Below are 24,278 nucleotides of genomic sequence, written 5' to 3' on the forward strand. Positions count from 1 at the left end.
GCACCGAACAGGACACGGGACCGGCAATTCAGGCCATGCACGACTGCGCCGAACACAGCGTCACTCCACGTTACAGCCAGGCCATTCTGCAGATGGCCGAGCGGTTGGGCATCGTTCTGCCCGATGGTCTTGACCGACGCCTGCAGGGCATCCAGCGAGTCCCGATCGGCTGGCAGGACGAGCTGTGGGAAGCCTTTTGTCAGGCCAGTGGGGACCCGCTGATCGGGCTTCGGCTGGGTTTGGAAATCCAGGTCGGCCATCTCGACAGCCTCGGCATGCTGCTGGTCACCTGCGAGACGTTCGGCGAAGCGCTGGAAGAACTGATCGAATACGCTCCGGTCATCGGCGATGGCGGGGAATTTCGGCTGCATCGGGACGGGCCCCAGGCGTTCATCGATTATCAGCCGCACCTGAGCGTACGCCGTGCGGAGCGGGTCGAGGCGGTGCTCGGCAGCATGCTCAACCTGAGCCGCTGGGCGACCGGCAATCGCTTTCAGCCCAGCGGCATGTGGCTGGCGCATGCTCCGCTAGCCGAGCCCGCGCGCTATGAAGCGCTGGTCGGCTGTCGCGTACATTTCAACGCCGGATGCAACCATCTGGGCTTTACTGCCGGCCAGTTGGAGCTGCACCAGATCCAGGCCAACGGCGCTCTGCGCGACCATCTGCGGAGGCTGGCCGACCAGACGCTGGCGGAACTCGGCCACCAGAGCCTGAGCGCCGACGTGCAGCGCCTGGTCACGGCTCATCCAAGCTGGGGCAAGGAGCGCATCGCCGAGCAGTTGCACCTCAGCGGTCGTCATCTTAACCGACGCCTTGCCGAAGATGGTCTGTCGTTCAAAACCCTGCGCGAGAGCGTCCTGCAAGCCATGGCCTGCCAGGCGCTGCAGGGTAACCAGCGCGTGGCGGATATCGCCGAGCAACTCGGATTCTCTGATGAAAACGCCTTCATCCGCGCCTTCCGTCGCTGGCAGGGCATGACGCCTGCGCGGTTTCGGTCAGCTCCCACTTCCAGCTAACGCTGCGGCATAGCGACTGGCATCCGAGCGGCGACTGCTTCCACTGGTTCTACTTGTTCTAAGTCTCCCGAGCGCCGCTGCGCCCCGCTGGAACGCCCGCACTGACCGCGCACCAAAGCCGAGCGTATCGGATCATCGCTGCCGCCTCGATCACCTTTCCCTGCTCCGATTCTTTCTCCTTGAAAAACAGCCTGATACCCCGACTGGTGCGGCTTTTGGCATAGCCGATGCAACAGCTATGACAGGCGTTATGACCTGTTAATACAAGTTGACCAACCGGCAAGGTGAAGACAATGAATAACCGAAGAGGCCTGATTGCTCTCGCGCTGTGCGGCACCGTGTCACTGTTCGGCGGCAAGGCCGCTGCCGAGACCATCCAGATCGGCATCGGCCACCAGAGCATGGTGACCAATACCGTTTCCGGGGGCGTGATTCTGGAGAAGCTCAACCTTCTCCACAAGCACCTCCCTGCCACCGGCAAGTATGCCGATGTCGACTACAAGATCATCTTCCGCGACTACGACTCGGGCCCGCCGATTACCAATCAGATGCTCGCTGGCAAGCTCGAGTTTGGCGTCATGGGCGACTACCCACTGATCGTCAACGGCGCCAAGTTCCAGGAAACCGGCAAGCAGCAGACGCGGTTCATTGCCGTGACCGGCTACAACCTCAAGGGTACCGGTAACGGCATCGTGGTGCCCTATGACTCCCCGGTCCAGTCGCTGGCCGATCTGGCCGGCAAGACCATCTCCACCCCGGTGGGTAGCGCTGCCTGGGGCATGACGCTCAAGGCACTGAGCGACGCCGGGCTGTCCGACAAGGTCAAGCTGGTCAACCAGGCCCCGCCGATCGGCGCGGCGAACATCGCTGCCAACCGCATCGATGCCCATGCTGATTTCTGTCCCTGGTCGGAAATGATGGAGTTTCGCGGTACCGCCCGGAAGATCTACGACGGCAGCGAGGCCGAGGTGCCGACCTTCCACGGCATCGTCGTACGCGAATCGTTTGCCAGGCAGTACCCGGAAGTGGTCGACGCGGTATTGACCGCGACCATCGAGGCCCAGCAGTGGATTCAGAAGGATCCGATGCAGGCGGCGATGCGCGTGTCTGAGTGGACCGGCGTCGAGAAGGAGGTGCTCTACCTCTACTTCAGCAACGGCGGCATTTCCACCATGGAAGCCAGCATCAAGCCGGAGTGGGTCGAGGCGCTGAAATACGACCACGCCCTGCTGCAAAAGGAAATGCAGATTCCCGATCTCGACTTCAACGCCTGGGTCGACGCCAGCTACCTCAAGCGCGCTTACCAGAGCGCCGGCCTGGATTACGACGCGCTGGTCGCCACTGTCGTGAGCCCTACGCCGAACAATCCACAGCTCAATCCCGCGGAAATGTGGGTCGACGGCCAAGGGATCGTCAGCTTCGACAGCATTGCCGAGATGCTTGCCGCCGAGAAGACAGCCATGGCCAAGGGCACCCTGGTCACCGCCACCTATGTCTACGACAACCGCACCGGACTGAAGCTGTTCGGCAAGGCTGCCTACATGGTGCAGGCGCCGAGCGGGGAAGTACTGGCCTTCATGAAGAAGGCCGATTCGGACAGCCACATCGCCGAGTTCGGCGGTACCGCGCTGGTTCCCGGCAAAGCCGTGGCGATGTTGCCCTGACTATTACGCCACGGACCCAAGTCGTCCGGGGCAGCCTGCTGAAGGAGCTGTAGCTATGACCATGAAATCGAACGTAGCGGTTGCCGAGCCGGTGGTTGCCCCGGCTCCGGCTCCGGCCGAAAGGGGTCCCGGTGCTCCGGCACTGGATGCCACCAGCCAAATGGAACATCACGACACGCCACCAGCCGCACCGGCACCGGCCGCCCTGCGTCATGCCACGCTGGAAAAGGCGCGCCGTTACGCAGTGCGGACCGCGGCGCTGATCATGGCGGTGGTGATCTGGCACCTGGCCTCGACCAATGACTTCAACCTCTTCGTTAACTTCGAGCACGTGCCGGAGCCGCTCACGGTTGGCGAGGCGTTCCTGGCCGAACTGACCGGTAGCGAGTTCTACCTGCACATCGCCCATAGCATGCAGCGCATCGCTATCGCTTACGGGCTGGCTGTGGTGCTGGGCGTGACCCTGGGCGTGCTGATGGGCCGCTCGAAGTGGGCCGAAGACATCATCCTGCCGTATATCGAACTGCTCCGGCCGATCCCGGCAGTGGCCTGGATTCCTCTTGCGATCCTGATGTTGCCGAGCGAGCAGTCGAGCATCGTCTTCATCACCTTCCTCGGCGCGCTATTCCCGGTGGTGCTCAACACCGTACACGGCGTCGAGCAGACCAATGGTGTGCTGGTCAGGGCGGCGCGCTGCCTCGGGGCAAGCAACTCGGCGATTCTCTGGCACGTGATCATCCCCGGCGCCATGCCCAGCATCGTCACCGGTCTGGCGGTGGGCATGGGTGTGGCCTGGTTCTCGCTGCTGGCTGGCGAAATCATCAGCGGCCAGTACGGCATCGGCTACTTCACCTGGACCTCGTACACGCTGATCCAGTACCCGCAGATCATCATCGGCATGCTCACCATCGGCCTGCTCGGCACCCTCAGCACCCTGCTGGTCCGCCTGGCCTGCAGCCCACTGCTGCGCTGGCAGCCAAAAGGAGCACGCGCATGAAAACCGCTACCCCGACCGATAGCCGTCTGGCCGTGCTCGATCACAGCCGCCTGAAAAGCCGTACCACACAGAGCGTCGAAGGCCGCGGCAACATCAGCGTACGCAACGTCGATATCGAGTTCGCCGTTAACGGCAGCCGCAATGTTGCGGTACAGCAAGCCAATCTGGAGATTCGATCGGGCGAGTTCGTCTGCCTGCTCGGCCCTTCCGGCTGCGGCAAGTCGACCCTGCTCAATGCCATCGCCGGCTTCGTCAATCCGACCCGCGGCGAACTGACCGTGGATGGCAAGGCCGTGACCGAGCCCGGCCCGGACCGCGGCATGGTGTTCCAGCAGCACTCGCTGTTTCCCTGGAAGAGCGTGCACGACAACGTCGCCTTCGGCCCGCTGATGGCCGGCGCCAGCCGCGCCGAGGCCAGCAGCGTGGCGCGCACCTTCCTCTCGCTGGTGGGCCTGGCCGCATTTGCCGATGCCTATCCGACCAACCTCTCGGGCGGCATGCAGCAGCGTGTCGGCATTGCCCGGGCGCTGGCCAACTACCCCAGCGTGCTCCTCATGGACGAGCCCTTCGGCGCCCTGGATGCGCAGACGCGAATCATGATGCAGGAGAACCTGCTGGAGATCTGGCGCGAGTTTCGCAACACCGTGGTGTTCGTCACCCATGACATCGACGAGGCGGTGTTTCTCTCCGATCGCATTGTGGTCATGAGCGCCAGCCCCGGACGGATCATCGCCGATATCCCGGTGAAGCTGCCGCGCCCGCGCGATCAGTCGCTGCTGACCAGCCCCGAGTTCATGGTGCTCAAGCGCCAGTGCCTGGAACTGATCCGTCAGGAAACCCTGAACGCCTTCAAGCAGCAGAACCGGACGGGCTGAACCATGCGCATCCAACGGCTCTTTTTCCTTTCGCTCGACATGACATGTCATGACAACCGGAGTGGCCGCCATGAATGGAATTGATCAGTTCGCGCCGGGCCAATCGCCGCTGCCGCTGTACGTACAAATCCGCGACAGCCTGCGCCGGAAGATTCTCGAAGGCAGTTATGCGATCCACGAGCGGCTGCCCTCGGAAAACGAAATGATGGTCGCCTTCGGCGTCAGTCGGATCACCATCCGACAGGCACTGCGCGACCTGCATAACGAAGGGCTGGTGTTCAGCGCCCAGGGCAAAGGCACCTACGTCAGCAAGCCCAAGGCGGTGCAGAACGTCCAGCGCCTGCAAGGCTTCGGCGAAGCGATGGCCGCCCAGGGCTATGAGGCGACGGCGCGGCTGCTGAGCATTCGCGAATGCAAGCCGGCCAAGGCGGTTGCCGCTGCGCTGCACACGCACTCCGGCGAAGACGTGGTCGAGGTCAAGCGTGTGCGCTACCTCAACCGTGAGGCGGTGTGCCTGGAAAGCAGCTACTTCCCGCTGGATATCGGTCGCCCGCTGTTTTCCCGCGATCTTTCCGGCGACATTTTTCCGCTACTGGAGAACCTTTTCGGCATCCCGCTCGGGCATGCCGAGATCGGCCTGGACGCCACCCTGGCCGATGACGAAACCCAGGACCTGCTTGGCCTGAAAGTCGGCGAGGCGATCCTGCGCGTGGAGCGCCTGACCCATAACCGCAGCGGTCGGCCGATCGACTTCGAATACCTCTGTTACCGCGGTGACTCATTCAAATACCAATTCCGAGTGGATCGGAAATAGGAGATTAGCCATGACTACAACCATCAACGACATCCCCGTTATCGATACCGACGTGCTGGTGATCGGCGGCGGTACCGCCGGTCCAATGGCCGCCGTGACCGTCAAGGAGCAGGACCCTTCGTTGAAGGTAATCCTGCTGGAAAAGGCCAACGTCAAGCGCTCCGGCGCCATCTCCATGGGCATGGATGGCCTCAATAACGCCGTGGTTCCCGGGCACGCGACGCCCGAGCAGTACGTCAAGGAGATCACCATTGCCAACGACGGCGTCGTTCACCAGCCGGCAATCATGGCCTACGCGCAGCGCTCATTCCCGATGATCGAAAAGCTCGACTCCTGGGGCGTGCATTTCCAGAAGGACGAGACCGGCGACTACGACATGAAAAAGGTGCACCACCTGGGCACTTACGTACTGCCGATGCCGGAAGGCCACAACGTCAAGAAGATCCTCTATCGCCGGCTGCGCCGAGTGCGGGTGGAAATCGAGAACCGCTTCCAGGCGACTCGCCTGCTCAAGGACTCGGACGGCAACATCGCCGGCATGATCGGGGTGAATACCCGGACCGCCGAGCCGATCATCATCCGCGCCAAGGCGGTGATCATGGCCACCGGAGCTGCCGGCCGTATTGGTCTGCCGAACTCCGGCTACCTGTTCGGCACCTACGAAAATCCAGCCAACTGCGGCGACGGCCATGCCATGGCCTACCACGTCGGCGCGGACCTGGTGAATCTGGAATGCTTCCAAGTCAACCCGCTGCTCAAGGATTACAACGGCCCGGCCTGCGCCTACGTCACCGGCCCGCTCGGCGGCTTTACCGCCAACGCCTACGGCGAACGCTTCATCGAGTGCGACTACTGGTCCGGCCAGATGATGCTGGAGTTCTTCAAGGAGCTGGAATCCGGCACGGGCCCGGTGTTCCTCAAGCTCGACCACCTGGCCGAGGAAACCATTCAGGAAATCGAGACCGTTCTGCACACCAACGAGCGTCCGACCCGCGGACGCTTCCATGACGGGCGCAAGGTCGACTACCGCCAGCGCATGGTCGAGATGCACATCTCGGAGATCGGCTTCTGCTCCGGCCACTCGGCTTCCGGCGTATGGACCGACGAGAACGGCGCCACCACCGTGCCCGGTCTCTACGGCGCCGGTGACATGGCCTCGGTAGCGCACAACTATATGCTCGGCGCCTTCGTCTACGGGCAGATCTGCGGTGAAAACGCCGCGCAGTTTGCCAAGAATCGCAGCGAGCCGGTGCTCGATGAAGCCTTCATTGTCGCCGAGCTGGCGCGTATCCAGGCACCGCTGAAGGTCAAGGACGGCATTCCGCCCGAGCAGATGGAATACAAGGTGCGCCGCCTGGTGAACGACTATTTGCAGCCGCCGAAGGTCACCAAGAAGATGGAGATTGGCCTGGAGCGCATTCTCGCCGTGCGCGAGGACCTGCCGCTGCTCTCGGCCGCCGACCCCCACGAACTGCTGCGCGCGCTCGAAGTGCAATCGATCATCGACTGCGCCGAGATGGCTGCGCGTGCCTCGCTGTACCGCACCGAGTCGCGCTGGGGCCTGTACCACTACCGTGTCGACTATCCCGAGCAGAACGATGCCGAGTGGTTCTACCACAGCCGCCTGTTCAAGGACGAGAACGGCAACATGGCCAGCGGCAAGCGGCCGATTGCCGACTACATCGTCCCGCTCGGTGAAGAGAAGGACGCTTACAACAAGTTGCGCGTGAAGAAAGCGGCCAACGCCTGATAACGGATGGTTGCCCGCCGCGGCGCGCAGCCATCCTCCGAAGCCTTGATGAGGAAAAGACCATGCCAATCAGCAACCATCGCTCCAGCGTCCCGGTCATCGTGGACGAAGAAAAATGCATCGCCGACAAGGGCTGCCGCGTCTGCATCGACGTCTGTCCACTCGACGTCCTGTGGATCAACGAAGACACCGGCAAGGCGCACATGAAGTACGACGAATGCTGGTACTGCATGCCCTGTGAGGCCGACTGCCCCACCGATGCAGTGAAAGTGAACATCCCGTATCTGCTGCGCTGAGGAGCTGCCCATGAAGACCTATGACGACCCGATGCTGCAGGAAATCGCCGAAAACCTGGCATCAAGCGACCCGGGCATTCGCCGGGTAGCGGTGCTCGAGCTGGTCGATTGCGGCGAGCCGGAGGCTGCGGAGCTGCTGATCCTGGCACTCAACGATCCCGACCCGGCCGTCCGCCAGGAGGCGGCCAAGGTGGTCGACGAGTTCGATGCCGTGGATATCGCCGATGCATTGATTGCCGCGTTGGGCGACAGCAACGAAGTGGTACGCAACTCGGCTGCGCATGCGCTGGCTGACCTCAAGGATCCGGCCGCCGCCGGCCCGCTGCTCGAAGCACTGGATAACAGCAGCGATTCCTTCGTCATGGCCGGCATCCTGCGAGCGGTCAAGCCGCTGCGCAATCCCGCCTCGCAGGCGCCGGCGCTAGGGTGCCTGAACCACGAGGACCCTCAGGTCCGCCGCGAGGCGGTAGGGGTGATCGGCTGGCTCAAGCAGACCGAGAACCTGCCGGCGCTGATCGAGCGCGCCCAGCACGACAGCGACGCCGAGGTCCGCCGCGCCGCGACCGGTGCGCTGGTGTACGCCAGCGGTGATCAGGTCGGCCCGACGCTGGTCGGCCTGCTCGGTGACGAGCACTGGCAGGTGCGCGTGGAGGCGGCGGTGAGCATTGGCAAGCTGGATTACCAGGCCGGTCTGCAGCCGCTGATGGACGCCACCCGCGACAGCTTCTGGCAGGTTCGCGAAAAGGCCGTGGACTCGCTGGGCAAGCTGGGCTCGGTGGGCGCCATCCCGGTCCTCGGTACTTGCGCCCGTGACCCGATGAGCAATCTGCGCAAGGCAGCCATCGGCGCGCTGGGCAGTATCGGCCACCGCGACGGCCGGCCATTCGTCGAGAGCGCCCTGGATGATCCGGACCCGGACGTGCGCAAGCTGGCGCGTTGGGCCATGTCCAAGCTCGAAGCGGCCGCCTGAGTCTGCTGCCCGGTGCACGGCGCCGGGCAATCTCAACCAGCAGGAGAACCATGCCATGACCTTTGTGGTGACCGAAAACTGTATTCGTTGCAAATACACCGACTGCGTCGATGTGTGTCCGGCCGATTGCTTTCACGAGGGGCCGAACTTCCTGGTGATTAACCCGGAAACCTGTATCGACTGCAGCCTGTGCGTACAGGAATGTCCGGCCGACGCGATTTACGCCGATACCGACGTACCACCGGACCAGACCCATTTCATCGAGCTCAACGCCGAGTTGGCCCAGCTGTGGCCGGTGATTGCCGCAGCCAGTGAGCCCATGGCCGAAGCCGATATGTGGATAGACCAGGGTGACAAGCTGCAGTTTCTGGAACGTTGAGGCATGTCCCAACTTGTCATGACGAGTTGGCTGAGACACACGCTGGTGGCTGCTGGTTGTCGGCGCCATCAGCGAAAGCGCTCGCCCGGTGCTGCTTGACGAGCGACAGCTGCGTCTCGCTGAAGCCCCGGCGCTGGTACTACCCAAGCGCAAGGCCAACCAGGCCTGAGGAGTCAACATGACCCGTCCGATGTTCATCGAAGCGCCGCAGGAAGTGCGGCTGAGAAAGCGTGAGAACCGCCTCGAGGTGCTCTGGGCGGATGGTCAGCGCACCAGCCTGAGCGGCCTGATGCTGCGCAGATCCTGCGCCTGCTCATTCTGCGTCCAGGCGCAGCAGACCGGCGCGCTGACCGTGATCGATGCCGACGTCGGCGTCGCCCGGCTGGAGGTCAATGGCGTCAGCGGCCTGCAGTTTCACTTTACCGACGGCCACTATAAGGGCCTCTATCCGTGGGGTTACCTGCGTGAGCTCAGCGATCAACTGGGCGAGCCGGTCGCAGATCCTCAGCCTGCCGGTCTCCAGGCGGAGCGCTGCGCATGACCGAGCGCGCCCAGCCCCGCGACCTGTTGCTTTGGGCGGCCGTTCGACGGCTGTACCCAGGGCTGGCGCTATGCGCGGTGCTGGCGCTCGCCGGGAGTTTCCTGGCTGAGCATTACGGCACGCCGGCGCTGTTGCTGGTGTTGCTGCTCGGCTTCGGTTTTGCCAGCCAGGGCCAGGATGTCCGGCTGCAGCCGGGAGTAACGTTCTGCAGCCGACAGGTGCTGCGCATCGGTGTGGCGTTGCTCGGAGCGCGCATGGGCGTCGAGCAGGTGCTGGCCGTCGGCAGTCTGCCCTTGCTGATGGTGTTGAGCTGTGTGCCCTTGACCATCGGCACAGCGCTGCTGCTCGGTCACTGGCTGGGGCTGCCAAGTATGCAAAGTCTGGTGGCGGGTGTGGCGGTAGCCATCTGCGGCGTATCGGCGGCGATCGCGGTGGCAGCGGTGATCCCCGCCGGCCGGCTGGAAGAACGCCGGCTGCTGGCGGTGGTGGTCGGCGTGACCGCCATGGGTACGCTGGCAATGCTTGCCTACCCGCCGCTGTTGGTCGCCATGGGTTACACCGACGTTCAGGCCGGGCTCCTGCTGGGCGCGAGCATCCATGACGTGGCGCAGGCGGCTGGAGCCGGCTATCTGGTCTCGGACGCGGCCGGCGATGTGGCGACGCTGACCAAGCTGCTGCGCGTGGCCTTGCTCGCCCCACTGGTGATCCTGCTCGGCCTGATCCTGCGCCGCGGCGAAGGCGGCAAGACCGAATTTCCCTGGTTTCTCATAGGTTTTCTTGCATTGTTCTGCGCCAACAGTCTCGGCTGGTTGCCTGAGGCGTTGAAACAGATGCTGGTGTCCGCATCGGCGGCGTGTCTACTGGCGACCATGGCTGCGCTGGGCATGCGCACGTCGCTCGGGGCTCTGCTGGCCCAGGGCTGGAGACCCATGATGCTGATTTTTGTAATGAGCCTGCTGCTGATGGCCTTTGCCACTGGTTCGCTGGCGCTGTTTTCCCTTTGACCTTGTAATTCGTTAAGGAGGCCATCATGGCTGCGATCGGTACGGAAAATGTTCTGAGCGTTCACCACTGGAACGACACGCTGTTCAGCTTCAAGACCACGCGGGACCAGAGCCTGCGCTTCGAAAACGGGCACTTCGTGATGATCGGCCTGCCGGTCGAGGGCAAGCCGCTGATGCGCGCCTACAGCATTGTCAGCGCCAATCATGACGAGTATCTGGAATTTCTCAGCATCAAGGTGCCGGACGGCCCGCTGACCTCGCGGCTGCAACACCTGAAGGAAGGCGATTCCATTTATGTCAGCCGTAAGCCGGTCGGTACGCTGGTGATGAATGATCTGCGCCCGGGAAAGCACCTTTACCTGTTCGGCACAGGCACCGGTCTGGCGCCTTTCATGAGCATCGTGCGCGATCCGGAGGCTTACGAGCGCTTCGAAAAGATCGTACTGGTGCACTGCGTGCGCCAGGTTAGTGAACTGGCCTACCACGACTATCTGACCCGGGAGCTGACGGAGCACGAATTCCTCGGCGACGAGGTGCGCGAGAAGCTGACCTATTACCCCACCGTGACCCGCGAGCCGTTCCGCAACACAGGCCGCATCACTACCCTGGTGGGGACCGGCAGGCTGGCCGCGGACATCGGCCTGTCGCAGCTCAACCCGGAGACCGACCGCGTGATGCTCTGTGGCAGCCCGGCGATGCTCGAAGAGCTCACCGGCATGCTCGACGGCATGGGCTTTGCAGCGTCAGCTGAACAGGGCGACCCGGGTGATTACGTGATCGAGCGGGCGTTCGTCGAAAAGTGAAATCAGGCTGATCTGTTACCGCCCGGCTGCGGCCGGGCATGGGAGCCAAGCATGTCCGAACCCGCACTGAAGATAGTACCCAATGAATTGTCCCGGCAGGCCGAGGCTGCGCTCGGCCAATGGATCGACCCGATCATCGGTTGTGATCTGATCAGCGCCGGGGCGGTGATCAAGCTGGAGGCATTTACCTTCCGGCTGTATATCGACCTGCACCTGGGCTTCCCGGCCGATCACTATGGCCCGCAACTGCGCAACGAGTTGGAGCGCTACCTGCTGGCCAATACCCAGGCCAAGGTGGTCGAAGTCAACGTGACCTGGTCGGTAAGCGCGGCGCCGCTGACCGCCCAGACCTTGCCGGCGATCAAACATCTGATCGCCGTTGCCTCGGGCAAGGGCGGTGTCGGCAAATCCACCACCGCGACCAACCTGGCGCTGGCGCTGGCCGCGCAAGGCGCGCGGGTGGGCATGCTCGATGCCGATCTCTACGGCCCCAGCCAGCCGCGCATGCTGGGCCTGTCGGAGCTGCCCGACACCGTCGATGGCAAGCTGCAGCCATTGGTGGGCCACGGCATTCAGACCATGTCGATCGGTTTTCTGGTCGACGAGGAGCAGCCGATCATCTGGCGCGGCCCGATGATCACCCAGGCATTGACGCGCCTGCTCAACGAGACCGAGTGGCAGGACCTGGATTACCTGATCGTCGATATGCCGCCGGGCACCGGCGACATACACATGACCCTGGCGCAGAAGATGCCGGTATCCGGTGCGGTGATCGTCACCACGCCGCAGGACATCGCCCTGCTCGACGCGCGCAAGGGTCTGAAGATGTTCGACAAGGTGAATATTCCCGTCCTCGGCATCATCGAGAACATGAGTACTCATGTTTGCAGTAACTGTGGGCACGAGGAACACATCTTCGGCGCGGGTGGTGCGCAGCGCATGGCTGAGGAGCATGACAGCGAGCTGCTCGGCGAACTGCCGCTGGATATCCGGATTCGCAGCGGTGCGGATGATGGCGAGCCGATCGTCGCGAGCGACCCGCAGGGCGAGCTGGCCGTCGCCTACGGCGATATTGCGCTGCGCGCGGCGGCGCGGGTGTGGCTACAGAGTCGCGTGCGGCAGCAGACGGTACCGACCATCGTCGTCGAGTAAGACCGCGATCTTGGAACGATGAGATCATCAGGCCAGTCGCGACCAGGCCCGATAGAGTGGTTCGGCGAGAAACATGACCAGGAACAGCCGCAATACCTGTAGGGCCGTGACCAGCGCCACCGACAGGTGCAGGGCCTCGGCGGTCAGGCAGAGCTCGGTAATGCCGCCGGGCATCATGCCCAGCATGAGGCTGGCATCGTCGACCTTCGCACCCAGGCTGAGCAGCTCCGCGAGAGCCGCTGCCACCAGCATCGCGGTTAGGGTAAACAGCAGCACGCGAAGCAAAAAGGCCGGAGCGCTACGGAAAAATGCCCGGTCGAAATGACAGCCGAGCGCGCAGCCGATCAGCCACTGGCCGGCCTCCCCGGCACCGGCCGGCAGTTCGAGATCGAGGTCGAACACGATGCTCGCGGCGCTGCAGATGATCAGAGGGCCGAGCATCCAGGGGTTGGGCTGGCCCAGGCGCCGCCAGACCAGCGCCAGCAGGCCGCCAAGCGGCATGAGCAACGCCAGCCACCGCCAGTCGACCTCGCCGCCCTGAGCTGGCTCGGCTGTCGGCAGACCCCAGGTGAACAGCGCTGGAACGATCAGCACCACGAGCAACAGTCGAAGGCTGTGCGCCGCGACGACCATCGCCGGCTGCGCCTGGTGGCGGGTCGAGAGCACGGCCATCTCGCTGGCGCCGCCGGGCATGCTGGCGAACCAGGCGGTGGCACGGTCCACGCCGCTGCGGCGCAGAATGGCGATGCCGATCAGACTGAGCAATGCGGTGCCGCACGCACCCAGAACGACGACCCACAAATGGCTGAGCATCTGTGCGAACACCGGCGCGGTAAAGTGCAGCCCAATGGCGCTGGCAACGATCCATTGTCCCGCTTGGCGCCCGCCGGGCAGCGGAACCAGCAGCCAGCCGCAGCAACGCACGGCGATCACTGACAAGAGTGATCCGACCATATACGGCAACGGCCAGTCAGCGATACTTGCCAACCAGCCGCCGATCAGTCCTACCACAGGCGTGGACCACATCCGCATGTGGTCCAGCCGGCTTGCTTCAGGCATTGGCTTCCACTACCGCCGCCACGCGTGCCCGGCGTGCGCGGTAGCCACGCCAGAATGGCAGGGCGACCATCACGATCACCAGCGCCCAGAGGCCCAGGGTGATCGGGCTGTTCCAGAGAATCGCCAGATCGCCGTCGGAGATCGACAGCGCCCGCCGCAGGTTGCTCTCCATCATGCCGCCCAGAATGAAACCCAGCAGCAGAGCCGACAGCGGGAAACCCAACTTGCGCATGATGTAGCCGAAGATGCCGATGGCGACCATCAGAAACAGGTCGAAGGTGGTGGCGTGGACCGCGTAGACGCCGATCGAGGTGATGATGGCGATGGCCGGCACCAGGGTCCAGTTGGGCACCGACAGGATGCGCGTGAAAATATTGATCATCGGCACGTTCATCACGATCAGGATGACGTTGGCGACGAACAGCGAGGCGATCAGGCCCCAGACGATGTCCGGCTGATTCTGAAAAAGCAGCGGACCAGGCGTGATGTTGTACAGCGTCAGCGCGCCAAGCATTACCGCAGTGGTGCCGGAGCCTGGGATGCCCAGCGTCAGCATGGGTACCATGGAGCCGCAGGCCGAGGCGCTGTTGGCGGTTTCAGGCGCGGCCAACCCACGCAGGTCGCCCTCACCGAAGCGGCCGCTCTCGCCAGCGATGCGCTTCTCCGACATGTAACTCATGGCGCTGGCCAGGGTTGCGCCGGCTCCCGGCAGAATGCCGAAGACGAAGCCCATCACGCCGCTACGCAAATTGGTAGCGAACACTGACGAGCCTTCCTTGAAGTTGAACAGCATCCGCCCGCTTGCCTTCACCGCGGCCTGGCCGTGATGTGTCCGTTCCAGCAGCGTGAGGATTTCGCTGATGCTGAATAGCCCGAGGACCAGCACCACGAACTGAATGCCGTCCGCCAGGCCAAGGCTGCCGAAGGTAAAGCGATACACGCCGCTGTTGGCATCGATACCGACGCAGGACAACAGCAACCCTATGATCACGGCTACCGCGGTCTTGACCGGCTTGTCGCCGGCCATGCCGGCCAGGCAGACGATGGCGAAAACCATCAGCATGAAATACTCGGCCGGTCCGAAGGATACTGCCCAGCGAGCCAGCATGGGCGCAAACATCACCACACCGAGCGTTGCGATCATGCCGCCAATGAAGGAGCTCCAGGCCGAAATCGACAGGGCGATGCCTCCCTTGCCCTGCCGCGCAAGCGGATAGCCGTCGAGCGTGGTCATGACCGCCGAAGCCTCGCCGGGAATATTGAGCAGAATCGAGGAAATCCGTCCGCCGTATTCGCAGCCCAGGTACACCGAAGCCAACAGGATGAGCGCAGTCTCCGGTGGCAGGCCGAGGGCGAAAGCGACCGGGATCAGCAGCGCGACGCCGTTGATTGGTCCGAGGCCCGGCAGCAGCCCGACGATGGTGCCGATGGTGGTGCCGGCGAGGGCGGTGACCAGATTGTTCGGGCTCAGCGCAACGCTGAAGCCCTGACCGAGGTATTGAAGAGTTTCCATGATCAGATCTCCAGCTGGGCGAGCACGCCCAGGGGTAGGGGCACGTCGAGAACGTTATCGAACAGGAAGTACAAGCCGACGCCGAGGACTACCGCCAGCACCAGACTCTGGGGCCAGCGGCCACCGAACAAGCGCGCCATGCCCAGAGCAAAGAGGATGGCCGTGGGAATGAAACCCAGCCGCTCGAACAGCGCGGCCAGTCCCAGCAGCAGAGCCAGGCAGATCAGTGCCTTGCGCATCATGGCTGGTACCAGTGCCGGTTCGTCGTCCGTATCGGCTTCAAGGCTGGGTTTGATGATCAGCACAATGGCGCCGAGTCCGAGCAGCACCATCAGCATCAGGGGGTAGGCGCGCGGGCCTACTGGTTCGTAGGAGTAGGGGGCTTGGTAGCCCCAGGCGATGAAACCGAGGCACAGGCAAGCCAGCAGCAGGCTCGCCGCAAACAGGCGTTGGTACATGGGGAAATCCTCGCAAGGGGCAGGCCGACGGGACGCCGACCTGTTCGGCTGTTACTCGACCAGCCCGAACTCGGCGGCCAGTTCGCGGTAGACCTTGACCCGGCTTTTCACATGCGTGTCGAGCTCGTCACCGGTCATCGCGAAGGGAAACAACTCACGTTGCTCGCGCAGCGTGGCGAAGTCTTCCGAGGCCAGCAGCTGGTCGAAGGCACTTTTCCACCAGTTGAAATCTTCGTCGGACACGTCCGGCCCCATGTAAAAGCCACGGATCACTGGCCAGCTGACGTCGTAGCCCTGCTCCTTGGCTGTCGGAATATCCGCCACGGCCTCGCCGGGCAGACGCTCGTCGGACATCACCGCGAGGATTCGCATGCCGCCGCTTTCGATGTGCGGCACGGAGTCGGATATGTCGGTGCTGGCCACATCGATATGCCCACCGAGCAGTGCGGTAGCCAGCTCGCCGCCGCCTTCCATCGCCACGTAGCGCAGGCGGCGCGGCTCGATCCCTGCAGCCCGGGCGACCAGCGCAGTCTGCATCCAGTCCTGCCCGCCGACGGTACCGCCGGAGCCGATGACCACCTTGCCCGGATCGGCCTTGAGCGCGGCTACCAGATCATCCAGCGTCTCGAATTCAGAGTCCGCACGCACCGCGATGGCGCCGTAGCTGGACCCAACCGCCGCCAGCCATCGCACCGCCGACTCGTCGAAGCGGCCGAATTTGCCCTGCGAAAGGTTCAGCAACGAGCCGCTGGAAAACGCGGTGATGGTGCCGCCATCATCGGCTCGCTGGGCGACCACGGAGTTGTAGGCAACCGCGCCGACACCGCCTGGCATGTAGGTCACGCGCATTGGACGCGACAGGATCTCGGACTCAAGCAACGCTGATTGCGCAAGCTTGCAGGTAAGGTCGAATCCGCCACCGGGAGCGGCTGGAGCGATACATTCAGGGCGTCGCGGTTCGTCAGCCAGGGTGTAGCCGGCCAGGCCGATGCAGGCCAGAGAGAGCAGCGCGGCGCGCAGGGAGGTTTTCATGGTGGTTCTCCTATGGAGTCTTATTGTAGGACCGTTAGTCGCAAGGCTTACCAGATCGGCAGGCTGTAACTGAGGATCAGGCGGTTTTCATCTGCATCGCGGGCGAAGCTGGAGCGGTAGCTCGCATTACGCCAGCGGATGCCGAGATTCTTCAGCGAGCCGGATTGCACGACATACATCAGCTCACTGTCGCGCTCCCATTCCCTGGCTTCGCCGCCGGCCAGCGGACGACCCTGGTCACCGCGCACGTAGCGGGTCATGAAGATCAGACCTGGAACACCGATGGCTTCGAAGTCGTAGTCGTAACGCAGCTGAATCGAGCGCTGGCCGGCTTCGGCGAAATCGTTGATCTGCACGAAATTGACCAGATAAGGATTGCTGCCGTTGATATAGGGGAAGGCGTTATCGCCGCGCAGCTTCTGTAACGCGGCAGTAACCACGTGTCCCGAACGACCGTAGCTGACCCGCCCCTGCCAGGCCTGGTTGTCGATATCGCCGGCCAGTGCGCTGCCCTGCTCTTCAGAGAATGCCACGCGCAGCTCGCTGGTCAGCACGCCCTCGCCCAGCGGTTGCTCCCAGGCGAGGCCGAGAAACTGTTGGCGGTAGAGATCATCCAGTTGTGCCAGATGAAAGCTGCCCGCCAGGCCTGGGGTGAATTGGTAATCCGCCCCAACCCATTGAAAATGATTTGCGTTGAACGAGCCGCCAAACCGGCCATTTTTGTTGTTCAGTGCCAGCTCGTCGGAGCCGCTCGAGTTGCGATACCGGACGCTTTCCAGATGTCCGAGGCTGACTGCCAGCGACTCGATCTCGCCGATGCTGACCATGGCACCTTCGAAGGTCTGCGGCAGGATGCGGCTGTTGTTTGGCTGCAGAGTGGGCAGTTTGGGAAACAGCGTGCCCACGTATACTTCGGACTGCGAAGCGCGCGCCTTTGCCGTCAGCCCGAGGGTGCTGAAGTCATCCTCCGCGCGGTTGTCAGAATCACGCGGCAGCAGGCCGGTACCGGTGCGATCCGGGCTCGAATCGAGCTTGATACCGAGCAGCGCCTGGGCATCGAGCCCGAAGCCAACGACGCCAGGGGTGAAGCCCGACTCGATATTCAGCAGAAAGCCCTGGGCCCATTCTTCGCGCTTGGACTGGCCGGCATCTTCCCGGAAGTCGCGATTGAAATAGATATTGCGCAGGTCGAGACGTGCACTGCTGTCTTCGATGAAACCCTGAGCATGACCAGCCTGACTGGCGAGCGTCGAACCGATGGCGAGGAGAGTGGGGGCCACGAGCGCCCGGCGTGGAACTGTACTCATCGATGCTGAACTCCATTCTTGTTTTTGTAACCGGGCGATCGATGCGCCCTGGGTGCGGCTTACCTGCTGAGGAGGGGTACCGTGAAGCGATGCTAGTCAGCCAGGCTTTCACCAACCTTTCATCCGTACGGCCAATAGCGACACCGGACGGGCGGTGTACACTTCTTCACGAACGACGCAGGGAGACTCAGGTGCGAATACTGCTGGTAGAGGATGATGCCGAGTTGGCTGACAGCCTGAGCCGTGCGCTCAAGTCGGGCGGCTGGACCGTTGATACGCTGCATGACGGGGTGGCGGCGGACCTGGCTTTGCGCACCGAGGATTACGCACTGGCCGTGCTCGATGTTGGCCTGCCACGCATGGACGGATTCGAGGTGTTGCGCGGTCTGCGCGAACGCGGTCAGACCTTGGCGGTGATCATGCTGACTGCCAGGGGCGAGGTGGGCGACCGGGTGCGAGGTCTGAATCTGGGCGCCGATGACTACCTGGCCAAACCCTTCGAACTGAGTGAACTGGAAGCCCGTGTCAACGCGTTACTGCGCCGCAGTCTCATGGGCGGAGAGCGTCAGCAGCACTGTGGTTCGCTGGTTTACGATCTGACCGACCGCCGGTTTACCCTCAACGGAGAAGCGTTGAGTCTGCCGTCGCGCGAGCACGCCGTATTGGAGAGCCTGATCGCCCGCCCGGGCCGGTTGATGAGCAAGGATCAACTGGCTGGGAAGGTATTTGGTCTGGATCAGGATGCTAGCCCCGAAGCCATCGAAATATACATCTCGCGCCTGCGCCGCAAGCTCGACGGCAGCCAGGTGCGCATCGTCACCTTTCGCGGCCTGGGTTACCTGCTCGAGGCGCAGGAGTGAACCGCTGGAAAAGCCTCCGCGGTCGGCTGCTCAGCCGTCTGGCCCTGGTGCTCGGTATATTGCTGGCGCTCGGCAGCATCAACGCCTACTGGAGCGCCCGCAGCGCAGCTGATGTCGCATATGACCGTTCCCTGCTCTCCTCGGCACGCGCGATTGCGGAAAGTCTGTTCGATGAGGACGGCGCGCTGTACGTGGATGTGCCCTATATAGCTCTGGACAATTTCGCCTACGATATTTCCGGGCGTCTTTATTACCAGGTGATCAGCCCGGCGGGCCGATCCGTCTCCGGCTACGAGGATCTGCCCGCCCCGCCGGACGGCACGCCGGTGACCCGCGATTACCCTGCTCTCGCCAGGTTCTACGACAGCACCTACCGCGGCGCCGATGTGCGGGTGGTCAGTCTGTTGCAGCCGGTCAGCGGCGGTACGCTGCAGGGCATGGCAGAAATCCGCGTGGCCGAGACCCGCGGCGCTCGCGAAGGCATGGCTCACTCTCTATTGCGCCATTCTTTGGTCAGTCTCGGGTTGCTGTCGCTAAGCGCCTTGTTACTCAGCTGGCTGGCGGTGAATGCGGCGCTGGCACCGCTCAGACGGTTGCGCGAGCAGGTCGCCGCGCGGCGCAGCGACGATCTCAGCCCGATCGCCACCGAAGGCTTGCAGCGCGAAGTACGGCCGCTGGTCAAGTCGATCAATCATTTCACCGGCCGGCTCCGGGAAAACTTCGAGCGCCAGCGGGATTTCATCGCCGAGGCCTCCCATGAGCTGCGTACGCCACTGTCGGCGCTCAAGGCTCGGATCGAGCTCGGCCTGCGCTCGTCTGATCCTCGCGACTGGCAGCAGGCATTGAGGGAGGCGCAAGGCAGCACCGATCGCACCATCGGCCTTGCCAACCGGCTGCTGTCGATGGCGCGCATCGAGCGTGGCGCGCGCGCTGTAGCCGAGGGCAGCGCCGAGCGCGTCGCGATGCAGCCGCTGGTACAGGAGATCGCCATGGCCATGGTCCCGCTCGCCCGCGAGCAGCAGATCGAGCTGGCGCTGGAGGTCGAGACCGGCTTCCACATCTGGGGTGAGCCAACGCTGCTTCAGGAGTTGCTTGCCAACCTGATCGATAATGCGCTCGGCCACACGCCTGCGGGAGGTCACGTGATATTGCGTCTGCGCTCGCCGCGAGTGCTGGAGGTGGAAGACAGCGGACCGGGCATACCCGAAGCGTCGCGCAGCAGGGTGTTCGAAAAGTTCTACCGGGACGGCGGTGCTGGCAGCGGATTGGGATTGTCGATCGTCGGCGAGATCTGCCAGGCGCATCGTGGCCAGATCAGCCTGCATGAGGGCTCGCTTGGCGGGTTGCTGGTACGGGTCGATTTCGAGAGGCAGTAACGGTAGCGCCAAGGGCGCTTCCGCGTGCTTCGGCGAACTGTTGCAGCACCTCCAGATGCTTGAGTCGTGCGAGTTCACTGCTCACTGGTCGCAGATAAACAACCTCTCCGGGCGCACTCTGCGCCAGACGCGCCACGGCCAGAGGCGTCAGTGCGCCAAGCCGCGGGTAGCCGCCAATGGTTTGCCGATCGTTGAGCAGGATGATCGGCTTGCCGTCCGGGGGCACCTGGATCGCGCCCAGTGGAATGCCTTCGGAGATCAATGCGAGCCCGGTGTAGCGCAGCGCTGGTCCGGTCAGGCGGACGCCCATGCGGTCGGCTCGGGCGTCGATGCGCCACGGCTGGTTGAATGCGGCGAACAGGCTGGCGCCAGCGAAGTCGCTGTATTGGGAGCCTAGAAGCACCTCTAGCGAGGCCGGTTGCGAATAGGGCGAGGCTGCTATCGCGCCGGAGACGGCGTTCCCACACAAACCCAGGTACAGCGACGCGATTGCACTGGGCGCCATCATGCCTCTGTCCCGCCGGGCCTGTGGGAGCGGCGTCCCCGCCGCGATGGGCCGGGCTGCGCCAGCGAAAGCCAACCGATCACCGCGGCGCAGTGCCCCGCCCCGACCATCCGGCCCACCCAATCCTTCGCGCACCACCGTCGACTGCGAACCCAGCACAGCCTTGATATTGAAGCCGCCGGGCACCGCAAGGTAACCCCGCACGCCGTTTCGTGGCGCTCGAAGTGTCAGACGTTGACCGGCCGACACCGCCAATGCACGCCATGGACCAACCGGGACGTCATCGAGCAGGGCGTCGAGATCGGCGCCGCCCAATGCCACCATGGTGTCAGTTTCGAAGCGCAGCGTGACGCCGCCGAAGGGCATCTCCAGCACGCTGGCGCCGGGCTCGTTGCTCAATAGACAGTTCGCCCAGCGCATCGCTATCCAGTCCAGCGCGCCGCCCTGGGTGACGCCGAGATGACGCACACCGAAGCGACCAAGATCCTGCAGCTGCGCCAGCCCCAGCGTTTGTTCGACGACCAGGGTCATGAGCCAGCCATCGACATGTCGTCGCCACCCAGCCGCACGAACTCGGCATGATCGACCGCGACAAAGCGCACCCGGTCGCCGGGCGCAAGCAGGCTGTAGGCGTCCCGATCGCGGTCGAACAGCCGGATCGGCGAGCGGCCAAGCAGATTCCAGCCACCGGGTGAAATCAGCGGGTAGATAGCGGTCTGCCGTTCGGCAATGCCGACGCTGCCAGCCGGGACCCGCTGCCGTGGCGTGGCCAACCGGGGCGCGGCAATCTGCGGCTCGACCAGTCCCATATAGGCGAAGCCAGGCGCGAACCCGAGGGCAAACACGCTGTATTCGCGGGCGCAGTGCGCACGGATCAAGGCGGCCTCACCCATGCCGCTTCGCTTTCCCAGCGCAGCCAGATCCGGCCCTACGCTGGGGTCGTACCATACCGGGATATCGTGCAGCGCGCCGGTTCGCTGCGCATCCAGCGGCTGCAAGCCTGCCAACGCGGAACCTACCAGCGAGCGAGCCTCCCGCTCGTCGAGATGCGCCGGATCGAAGGTGATCATCAGAGTGGTGTAGGACGGCACCAGGTCGACCAGTGCCAGGCCGAAGGTGCTGCGAACACGTTCGGCTGCGGCGAGCAGCCATGGCATGTTCGATTCATCGATGCTGTCGAACAGGCGCAGCGTCAGACTATCGAGCGCTGCGGTCTCGACGCGCGGACGCATGCTCAGCGTCGTTCTTCCAGGGCCGTGGCGATTTGCCGAACGACCATGATTGACTCGGGATTGTCGCCATGCACGCACAGCGTATCGGCTTTGAGGACCAGCTTGCTGCCATCCGCGGCAGTCAGGGGTTCACCGCGCGACAGGGTCAGTGCCTGGTCGAGTATCTCGGTCGCCAGGTGATGCACGGCGCCGGGCTGATCACGACCGAGCAGAAAGCCTTCGCCGTCGTAGGCGCGATCGGCGAAGGCTTCGAACATCAGGGGGATGCCGATCTCGTCGGCGATGGTTTGCGCCTGGCTGTTGTCACGGCGGGCCAGCAACATCAACTGCAGGGACGAATCGTAACGATGCACCGCCTGCATGACCGCTCGCAGCAGATCGGGCCGGCGCATCATGTCGTTATACAAGGCGCCGTGCGGCTTGACGTACTCGACGCGGGCGCCTTCGGCACGGCAGATGCCGTCCAGCGCGCCAATCTGATAGAGCAGCATGTCCTCTACTTCCTGATTGCTGCAGTTCATCGAGCGGCGGCCGAAGCCGACCAGATCGGGGTAGGCCGGATGGGCGCCGATGCGTACGCCGTGCTCGACGGCCAACGCGACGGTGCGGCGCATGGTGCCCGGATCGGAGGCATGGAACCCGCAGGCGATGTTGGCGCAGTCGACGTGCGGCATGACCTGCTCGTCCAGCCCCATCGTCCAGGCGCCGAAGCTTTCGCCCATGTCGCAATTGAGCAGCAGTCTGTTCATTCGAGGCTCCTCGGGAATGCTGAACAAACTAACCGAGAACCCGTCGAATGACCAACTCCACCCCGATGCAGGAGCATTCCATGAAAGTACTGATGGTATTGACCTCACACGACAAGCTGGGCGATACCGGCAAGCGAACCGGTTTCTGGCTGGAGGAATTTGCCGCGCCGTACTATGTGCTGAAGGATGCCGGCGCCGACATTACCCTCGCCTCGCCCGCGGGCGGTCAGCCGCCGATCGATCCGAAGAGCGATGAGCCGGACGCCCAGACCGCTGCCACCGAGCGCTTCAAGGATGATGACGAAGCCCGACTGCAGCTGGCCAATACGCACCGCCTGGCTGGAATCAGGCCGGAGGAGTACGACGCGGTTTTCTACCCCGGTGGACACGGTCCGCTCTGGGACCTGTATGACAACGCCGACTCTATCCGCCTGCTTGAGCAATTCGTCACCGCCAGCAAGCCCATCGCTGCGGTATGCCACGCCCCCGCCGTGCTGCTCAATGTCCGCAGTGGCGCCGGCGATCCGCTGGTGAACGGCAAACGTGTCACCGGCTTCGCCAATTCGGAGGAGGAAGGCGTCGGTCTGACCGACGTCGTACCCTATCTGCTGGAAGACCGACTCAAGGAAAAGGGTGGCGTCTACAGCAAGGGCGACGACTGGAGCTCGTATGTACTGGTCGACGGCAAGCTGATTACCGGACAGAACCCGGCTTCGTCCGAGCAGGCCGCGCGGGAACTGGTCAAGCTTCTGAGCGAGGCCTGATCGCCCACGCGACCTGGCGGGGATGACGCATCGAACCAGCCGGGCGACGAAGCGCAGCTCGGCATGGCGGGTCCAGGCGAACTTCCGGCCGCTTCGGGCTTCTATGGAACAGGTGCCCCATTCCAGGACTCGTTCATGTCATTTTCCAATACCGCGGCGAACGTCGCTTCGCCCTCGGCGGACGTCGATTGCGTCATCGTCGGGGGTGGTCCGGCGGGCCTGACCGCGGCGCTGTATCTGGCCCGGTTCCGCCGCCGTTGCCTGTTGATCGATGGCGGTGATAGCCGCGCCTCGTACATCCCCACCTCGCACAATTATCCGGGTTTTCCGCCGGGCATCGCCGGGGTTGATCTGCTTGCCCGTTTGCGCGACCAGGCGCGGGCATACGGTGCCCAGCTCGATGAAGGCTGGGTGGACTCCATCGAGCCCCATCCGGCAGGCTTCGCCGTCCGCCACGGGCATAACCTGACCCTGGCGCGGCGGGTCATCCTTGCCAGCGGTATCGAAGACGAACTGCCGGACATGCCTGACGTGCATGACGCTATCCGGGATGGCATCGTCCGACTATGCGCGATTTGTGATGGCTACGAGGTCAACGGAGAGAATGTGGCGGTCTATGGCGAGGCGGAGAACGCAATCAGTCACGCCGTATTTTTGCGTACCTTTTCTGACCACGTCACGGTCATCGTGCATGGCCAGCCACACGCCTGCGATGAGGCAATCGCCGTTGCAGATCATTACGGAATCCGCGTGGTGTCCGACCACGTCGAAGCGATGCGTCTGACCGAGGACGAGCGGGTCGAGGTGACCACCCGCGGCGGGGAGCGAATCGTTTTTGACCTCGTCTATCCCAGCCTGGGCAGCCGCTCCCGTTCAACCCTGGCCGCGCAACTGGGGGCACGTTGCGACGATAACGGTGCGCTGCTGGTGGATGACCACCAGCGCACCTCGGTGGAGGGTCTGTTCGCGATCGGAGATGTGGTCAAAGGACTCAAGCAGATGAGCGTGGCGACCGGTCAGGCGGCGATCGCTTCGACCGCGTTGCACAACAGCCTGGAAGCCAATCCCTGGGGTGGCTCCCGGCCGGACCGGTATTGAGTTTCGAGACAAAGGGCCACAAAAAAAGACCGCCCTTGGCGGTCTTTTTGATGGCTCAGGCCAG

At 63.6% G+C, this 24,278-nt stretch carries 25 protein-coding genes; 17 read left to right on the forward strand and 8 right to left on the reverse strand.

What is annotated here, in order from left to right; translation table 11 throughout:
* Positions 1–35 precede the first annotated feature (35 nt).
* From BLT85_RS14890 to apbC, 13 genes are all read left to right on the forward strand, one after another.
* Positions 36–1,016, forward strand: a complete 981-nt coding sequence (locus BLT85_RS14890) for an AraC family transcriptional regulator (RefSeq protein WP_093396408.1) — start codon at positions 36–38, stop codon at positions 1,014–1,016.
* Positions 1,017–1,309: 293 nt separating this feature from the next.
* Entirely contained in the window at positions 1,310–2,680 is a 1,371-nt protein-coding gene (locus BLT85_RS14895) for an ABC transporter substrate-binding protein (protein WP_093396410.1), read from the forward strand.
* A 265-nt stretch (positions 2,681–2,945) separates the two neighbouring features.
* On the forward strand, positions 2,946–3,677 hold the full coding sequence (locus tag BLT85_RS14900) for an ABC transporter permease (protein WP_231701608.1): 732 nt from the start codon (positions 2,946–2,948) through the stop codon (positions 3,675–3,677).
* Entirely contained in the window at positions 3,674–4,552 is an 879-nt protein-coding gene (locus BLT85_RS14905) for an ABC transporter ATP-binding protein (RefSeq protein WP_093396413.1), read from the forward strand. Before BLT85_RS14900 ends, BLT85_RS14905 begins: the two co-directional genes overlap by 4 nt.
* A gap of 70 nt (positions 4,553–4,622) precedes the next feature.
* Positions 4,623–5,366 (forward strand): GntR family transcriptional regulator, encoded by a 744-nt coding sequence (locus BLT85_RS14910; protein WP_093396416.1) that lies wholly within the window; start codon positions 4,623–4,625, stop codon positions 5,364–5,366.
* 10 nt (positions 5,367–5,376) lie between these two features.
* Positions 5,377–7,116 (forward strand): fumarate reductase/succinate dehydrogenase flavoprotein subunit, encoded by a 1,740-nt coding sequence (locus BLT85_RS14915; RefSeq protein WP_093396419.1) that lies wholly within the window; start codon positions 5,377–5,379, stop codon positions 7,114–7,116.
* A gap of 62 nt (positions 7,117–7,178) precedes the next feature.
* Positions 7,179–7,412, forward strand: coding sequence for a 4Fe-4S dicluster domain-containing protein (locus BLT85_RS14920; RefSeq protein ID WP_093396422.1), 234 nt, complete (start codon positions 7,179–7,181; stop codon positions 7,410–7,412).
* A gap of 10 nt (positions 7,413–7,422) precedes the next feature.
* Entirely contained in the window at positions 7,423–8,382 is a 960-nt protein-coding gene (locus BLT85_RS14925) for a HEAT repeat domain-containing protein (protein ID WP_093396426.1), read from the forward strand.
* Between the two features lie 55 nt (positions 8,383–8,437).
* Entirely contained in the window at positions 8,438–8,761 is a 324-nt protein-coding gene (fdxA, locus tag BLT85_RS14930) for a ferredoxin FdxA (protein ID WP_093396429.1), read from the forward strand.
* Positions 8,762–8,939: 178 nt separating this feature from the next.
* Entirely contained in the window at positions 8,940–9,302 is a 363-nt protein-coding gene (locus BLT85_RS14935) for a DUF971 domain-containing protein (RefSeq protein ID WP_093396431.1), read from the forward strand.
* Positions 9,299–10,306, forward strand: coding sequence for a YeiH family protein (locus tag BLT85_RS14940; RefSeq protein WP_093396434.1), 1,008 nt, complete (start codon positions 9,299–9,301; stop codon positions 10,304–10,306). Before BLT85_RS14935 ends, BLT85_RS14940 begins: the two co-directional genes overlap by 4 nt.
* A 26-nt stretch (positions 10,307–10,332) precedes the next feature.
* Positions 10,333–11,109: a ferredoxin--NADP reductase gene (locus BLT85_RS14945; protein ID WP_093396437.1), complete on the forward strand. Its 777-nt coding sequence runs from the start codon at positions 10,333–10,335 to the stop codon at positions 11,107–11,109.
* Between the two features lie 51 nt (positions 11,110–11,160).
* Positions 11,161–12,261, forward strand: coding sequence for an iron-sulfur cluster carrier protein ApbC (gene apbC / locus BLT85_RS14950; RefSeq protein ID WP_093396440.1), 1,101 nt, complete (start codon positions 11,161–11,163; stop codon positions 12,259–12,261).
* Between the two features lie 27 nt (positions 12,262–12,288).
* Here apbC and BLT85_RS14955 read toward each other — a convergent pair whose 3' ends face one another.
* The 5 genes from BLT85_RS14955 to BLT85_RS14975 are packed head-to-tail and all read right to left on the reverse strand — an operon-like array spanning position 12,289 to position 17,630.
* Positions 12,289–13,320 carry an AbrB family transcriptional regulator gene (locus BLT85_RS14955; protein WP_231701492.1) on the reverse strand — a complete coding sequence of 344 codons (1,032 nt, stop codon included), beginning with the start codon at positions 13,318–13,320 and terminating at the stop codon, positions 12,289–12,291.
* Positions 13,313–14,833, reverse strand: a complete 1,521-nt coding sequence (locus BLT85_RS14960; protein ID WP_093396443.1) for a tripartite tricarboxylate transporter permease — start codon at positions 14,831–14,833, stop codon at positions 13,313–13,315. Before BLT85_RS14960 ends, BLT85_RS14955 begins: the two co-directional genes overlap by 8 nt.
* A 2-nt stretch (positions 14,834–14,835) precedes the next feature.
* Positions 14,836–15,291, reverse strand: coding sequence for a tripartite tricarboxylate transporter TctB family protein (locus BLT85_RS14965; protein ID WP_093396446.1), 456 nt, complete (start codon positions 15,289–15,291; stop codon positions 14,836–14,838).
* A 51-nt stretch (positions 15,292–15,342) separates the two neighbouring features.
* Positions 15,343–16,323 carry a Bug family tripartite tricarboxylate transporter substrate binding protein gene (locus BLT85_RS14970; protein WP_093396449.1) on the reverse strand — a complete coding sequence of 327 codons (981 nt, stop codon included), beginning with the start codon at positions 16,321–16,323 and terminating at the stop codon, positions 15,343–15,345.
* A gap of 47 nt (positions 16,324–16,370) precedes the next feature.
* Positions 16,371–17,630, reverse strand: coding sequence for an OprD family porin (locus BLT85_RS14975; protein WP_093396452.1), 1,260 nt, complete (start codon positions 17,628–17,630; stop codon positions 16,371–16,373).
* A 191-nt stretch (positions 17,631–17,821) separates the two neighbouring features.
* Here BLT85_RS14975 and BLT85_RS14980 point away from each other — a divergent pair, with 191 nt between their 5' ends.
* The gene (locus BLT85_RS14980; protein ID WP_093396455.1) at positions 17,822–18,490 is read left to right on the forward strand and encodes a response regulator; all 669 of its coding nucleotides are present in this window, start codon (positions 17,822–17,824) and stop codon (positions 18,488–18,490) included.
* Complete coding sequence (locus BLT85_RS14985; protein ID WP_093396458.1) at positions 18,487–19,866, forward strand: sensor histidine kinase; 1,380 nt, start codon at positions 18,487–18,489, stop codon at positions 19,864–19,866. Before BLT85_RS14980 ends, BLT85_RS14985 begins: the two co-directional genes overlap by 4 nt.
* On the opposite strand, the gene BLT85_RS14990 is transcribed toward BLT85_RS14985, so the two are convergent.
* The 3 genes from BLT85_RS14990 to BLT85_RS15000 are packed head-to-tail and all read right to left on the reverse strand — an operon-like array spanning position 19,805 to position 22,352.
* The gene (locus BLT85_RS14990; protein ID WP_093396460.1) at positions 19,805–20,902 is read right to left on the reverse strand and encodes a 5-oxoprolinase subunit C family protein; all 1,098 of its coding nucleotides are present in this window, start codon (positions 20,900–20,902) and stop codon (positions 19,805–19,807) included. The two genes, BLT85_RS14985 and BLT85_RS14990, sit on opposite strands and share 62 nt — an antisense overlap.
* On the reverse strand, positions 20,899–21,603 hold the full coding sequence (gene pxpB / locus BLT85_RS14995; RefSeq protein WP_093396463.1) for a 5-oxoprolinase subunit PxpB: 705 nt from the start codon (positions 21,601–21,603) through the stop codon (positions 20,899–20,901). The genes BLT85_RS14990 and pxpB overlap by 4 nt, the downstream gene beginning before the upstream one ends.
* A gap of 2 nt (positions 21,604–21,605) precedes the next feature.
* A complete protein-coding gene (locus tag BLT85_RS15000; protein WP_093396466.1) occupies positions 21,606–22,352 on the reverse strand; it encodes a 5-oxoprolinase subunit PxpA in 747 nt (248 codons plus the stop codon).
* 80 nt (positions 22,353–22,432) lie between these two features.
* Here BLT85_RS15000 and BLT85_RS15005 point away from each other — a divergent pair, with 80 nt between their 5' ends.
* Together BLT85_RS15005 and BLT85_RS15010 are read left to right on the forward strand one after the other, a co-directional pair.
* Positions 22,433–23,116: a type 1 glutamine amidotransferase domain-containing protein gene (locus BLT85_RS15005; protein ID WP_093396468.1), complete on the forward strand. Its 684-nt coding sequence runs from the start codon at positions 22,433–22,435 to the stop codon at positions 23,114–23,116.
* A 135-nt stretch (positions 23,117–23,251) separates the two neighbouring features.
* Positions 23,252–24,214, forward strand: coding sequence for an NAD(P)/FAD-dependent oxidoreductase (locus tag BLT85_RS15010; protein ID WP_093396471.1), 963 nt, complete (start codon positions 23,252–23,254; stop codon positions 24,212–24,214).
* The last annotated feature ends 64 nt before the right edge of the window (positions 24,215–24,278 follow it).

Source organism: Halopseudomonas xinjiangensis (genome assembly GCF_900104945.1).
Classification (GTDB): Bacteria; Pseudomonadota; Gammaproteobacteria; order Pseudomonadales; family Pseudomonadaceae; genus Halopseudomonas; species Halopseudomonas xinjiangensis.

Coding starts and splice junctions, on each gene's coding strand:
- BLT85_RS15000 (WP_093396466.1), bottom strand. CDS start 22,352: ATGAACAGACTGCTGCTCAATTGCGACATGGGCGAAAGCTTCGGCGCC.
- BLT85_RS14910 (WP_093396416.1), top strand. CDS start 4,623: ATGAATGGAATTGATCAGTTCGCGCCGGGCCAATCGCCGCTGCCGCTG.
- BLT85_RS14920 (WP_093396422.1), top strand. CDS start 7,179: ATGCCAATCAGCAACCATCGCTCCAGCGTCCCGGTCATCGTGGACGAA.
- BLT85_RS14905 (WP_093396413.1), top strand. CDS start 3,674: ATGAAAACCGCTACCCCGACCGATAGCCGTCTGGCCGTGCTCGATCAC.
- apbC (WP_093396440.1), top strand. CDS start 11,161: ATGTCCGAACCCGCACTGAAGATAGTACCCAATGAATTGTCCCGGCAG.
- BLT85_RS14975 (WP_093396452.1), bottom strand. CDS start 17,630: ATGAGTACAGTTCCACGCCGGGCGCTCGTGGCCCCCACTCTCCTCGCC.
- BLT85_RS14895 (WP_093396410.1), top strand. CDS start 1,310: ATGAATAACCGAAGAGGCCTGATTGCTCTCGCGCTGTGCGGCACCGTG.
- BLT85_RS15005 (WP_093396468.1), top strand. CDS start 22,433: ATGAAAGTACTGATGGTATTGACCTCACACGACAAGCTGGGCGATACC.
- BLT85_RS14935 (WP_093396431.1), top strand. CDS start 8,940: ATGACCCGTCCGATGTTCATCGAAGCGCCGCAGGAAGTGCGGCTGAGA.
- BLT85_RS14890 (WP_093396408.1), top strand. CDS start 36: ATGCACGACTGCGCCGAACACAGCGTCACTCCACGTTACAGCCAGGCC.
- BLT85_RS14900 (WP_231701608.1), top strand. CDS start 2,946: ATGGCGGTGGTGATCTGGCACCTGGCCTCGACCAATGACTTCAACCTC.
- BLT85_RS14925 (WP_093396426.1), top strand. CDS start 7,423: ATGAAGACCTATGACGACCCGATGCTGCAGGAAATCGCCGAAAACCTG.
- fdxA (WP_093396429.1), top strand. CDS start 8,438: ATGACCTTTGTGGTGACCGAAAACTGTATTCGTTGCAAATACACCGAC.
- BLT85_RS15010 (WP_093396471.1), top strand. CDS start 23,252: ATGTCATTTTCCAATACCGCGGCGAACGTCGCTTCGCCCTCGGCGGAC.
- BLT85_RS14990 (WP_093396460.1), bottom strand. CDS start 20,902: ATGACCCTGGTCGTCGAACAAACGCTGGGGCTGGCGCAGCTGCAGGAT.
- BLT85_RS14965 (WP_093396446.1), bottom strand. CDS start 15,291: ATGTACCAACGCCTGTTTGCGGCGAGCCTGCTGCTGGCTTGCCTGTGC.
- BLT85_RS14915 (WP_093396419.1), top strand. CDS start 5,377: ATGACTACAACCATCAACGACATCCCCGTTATCGATACCGACGTGCTG.
- BLT85_RS14970 (WP_093396449.1), bottom strand. CDS start 16,323: ATGAAAACCTCCCTGCGCGCCGCGCTGCTCTCTCTGGCCTGCATCGGC.
- BLT85_RS14940 (WP_093396434.1), top strand. CDS start 9,299: ATGACCGAGCGCGCCCAGCCCCGCGACCTGTTGCTTTGGGCGGCCGTT.
- BLT85_RS14960 (WP_093396443.1), bottom strand. CDS start 14,833: ATGGAAACTCTTCAATACCTCGGTCAGGGCTTCAGCGTTGCGCTGAGC.
- BLT85_RS14945 (WP_093396437.1), top strand. CDS start 10,333: ATGGCTGCGATCGGTACGGAAAATGTTCTGAGCGTTCACCACTGGAAC.
- pxpB (WP_093396463.1), bottom strand. CDS start 21,603: ATGCGTCCGCGCGTCGAGACCGCAGCGCTCGATAGTCTGACGCTGCGC.
- BLT85_RS14955 (WP_231701492.1), bottom strand. CDS start 13,320: ATGCCTGAAGCAAGCCGGCTGGACCACATGCGGATGTGGTCCACGCCT.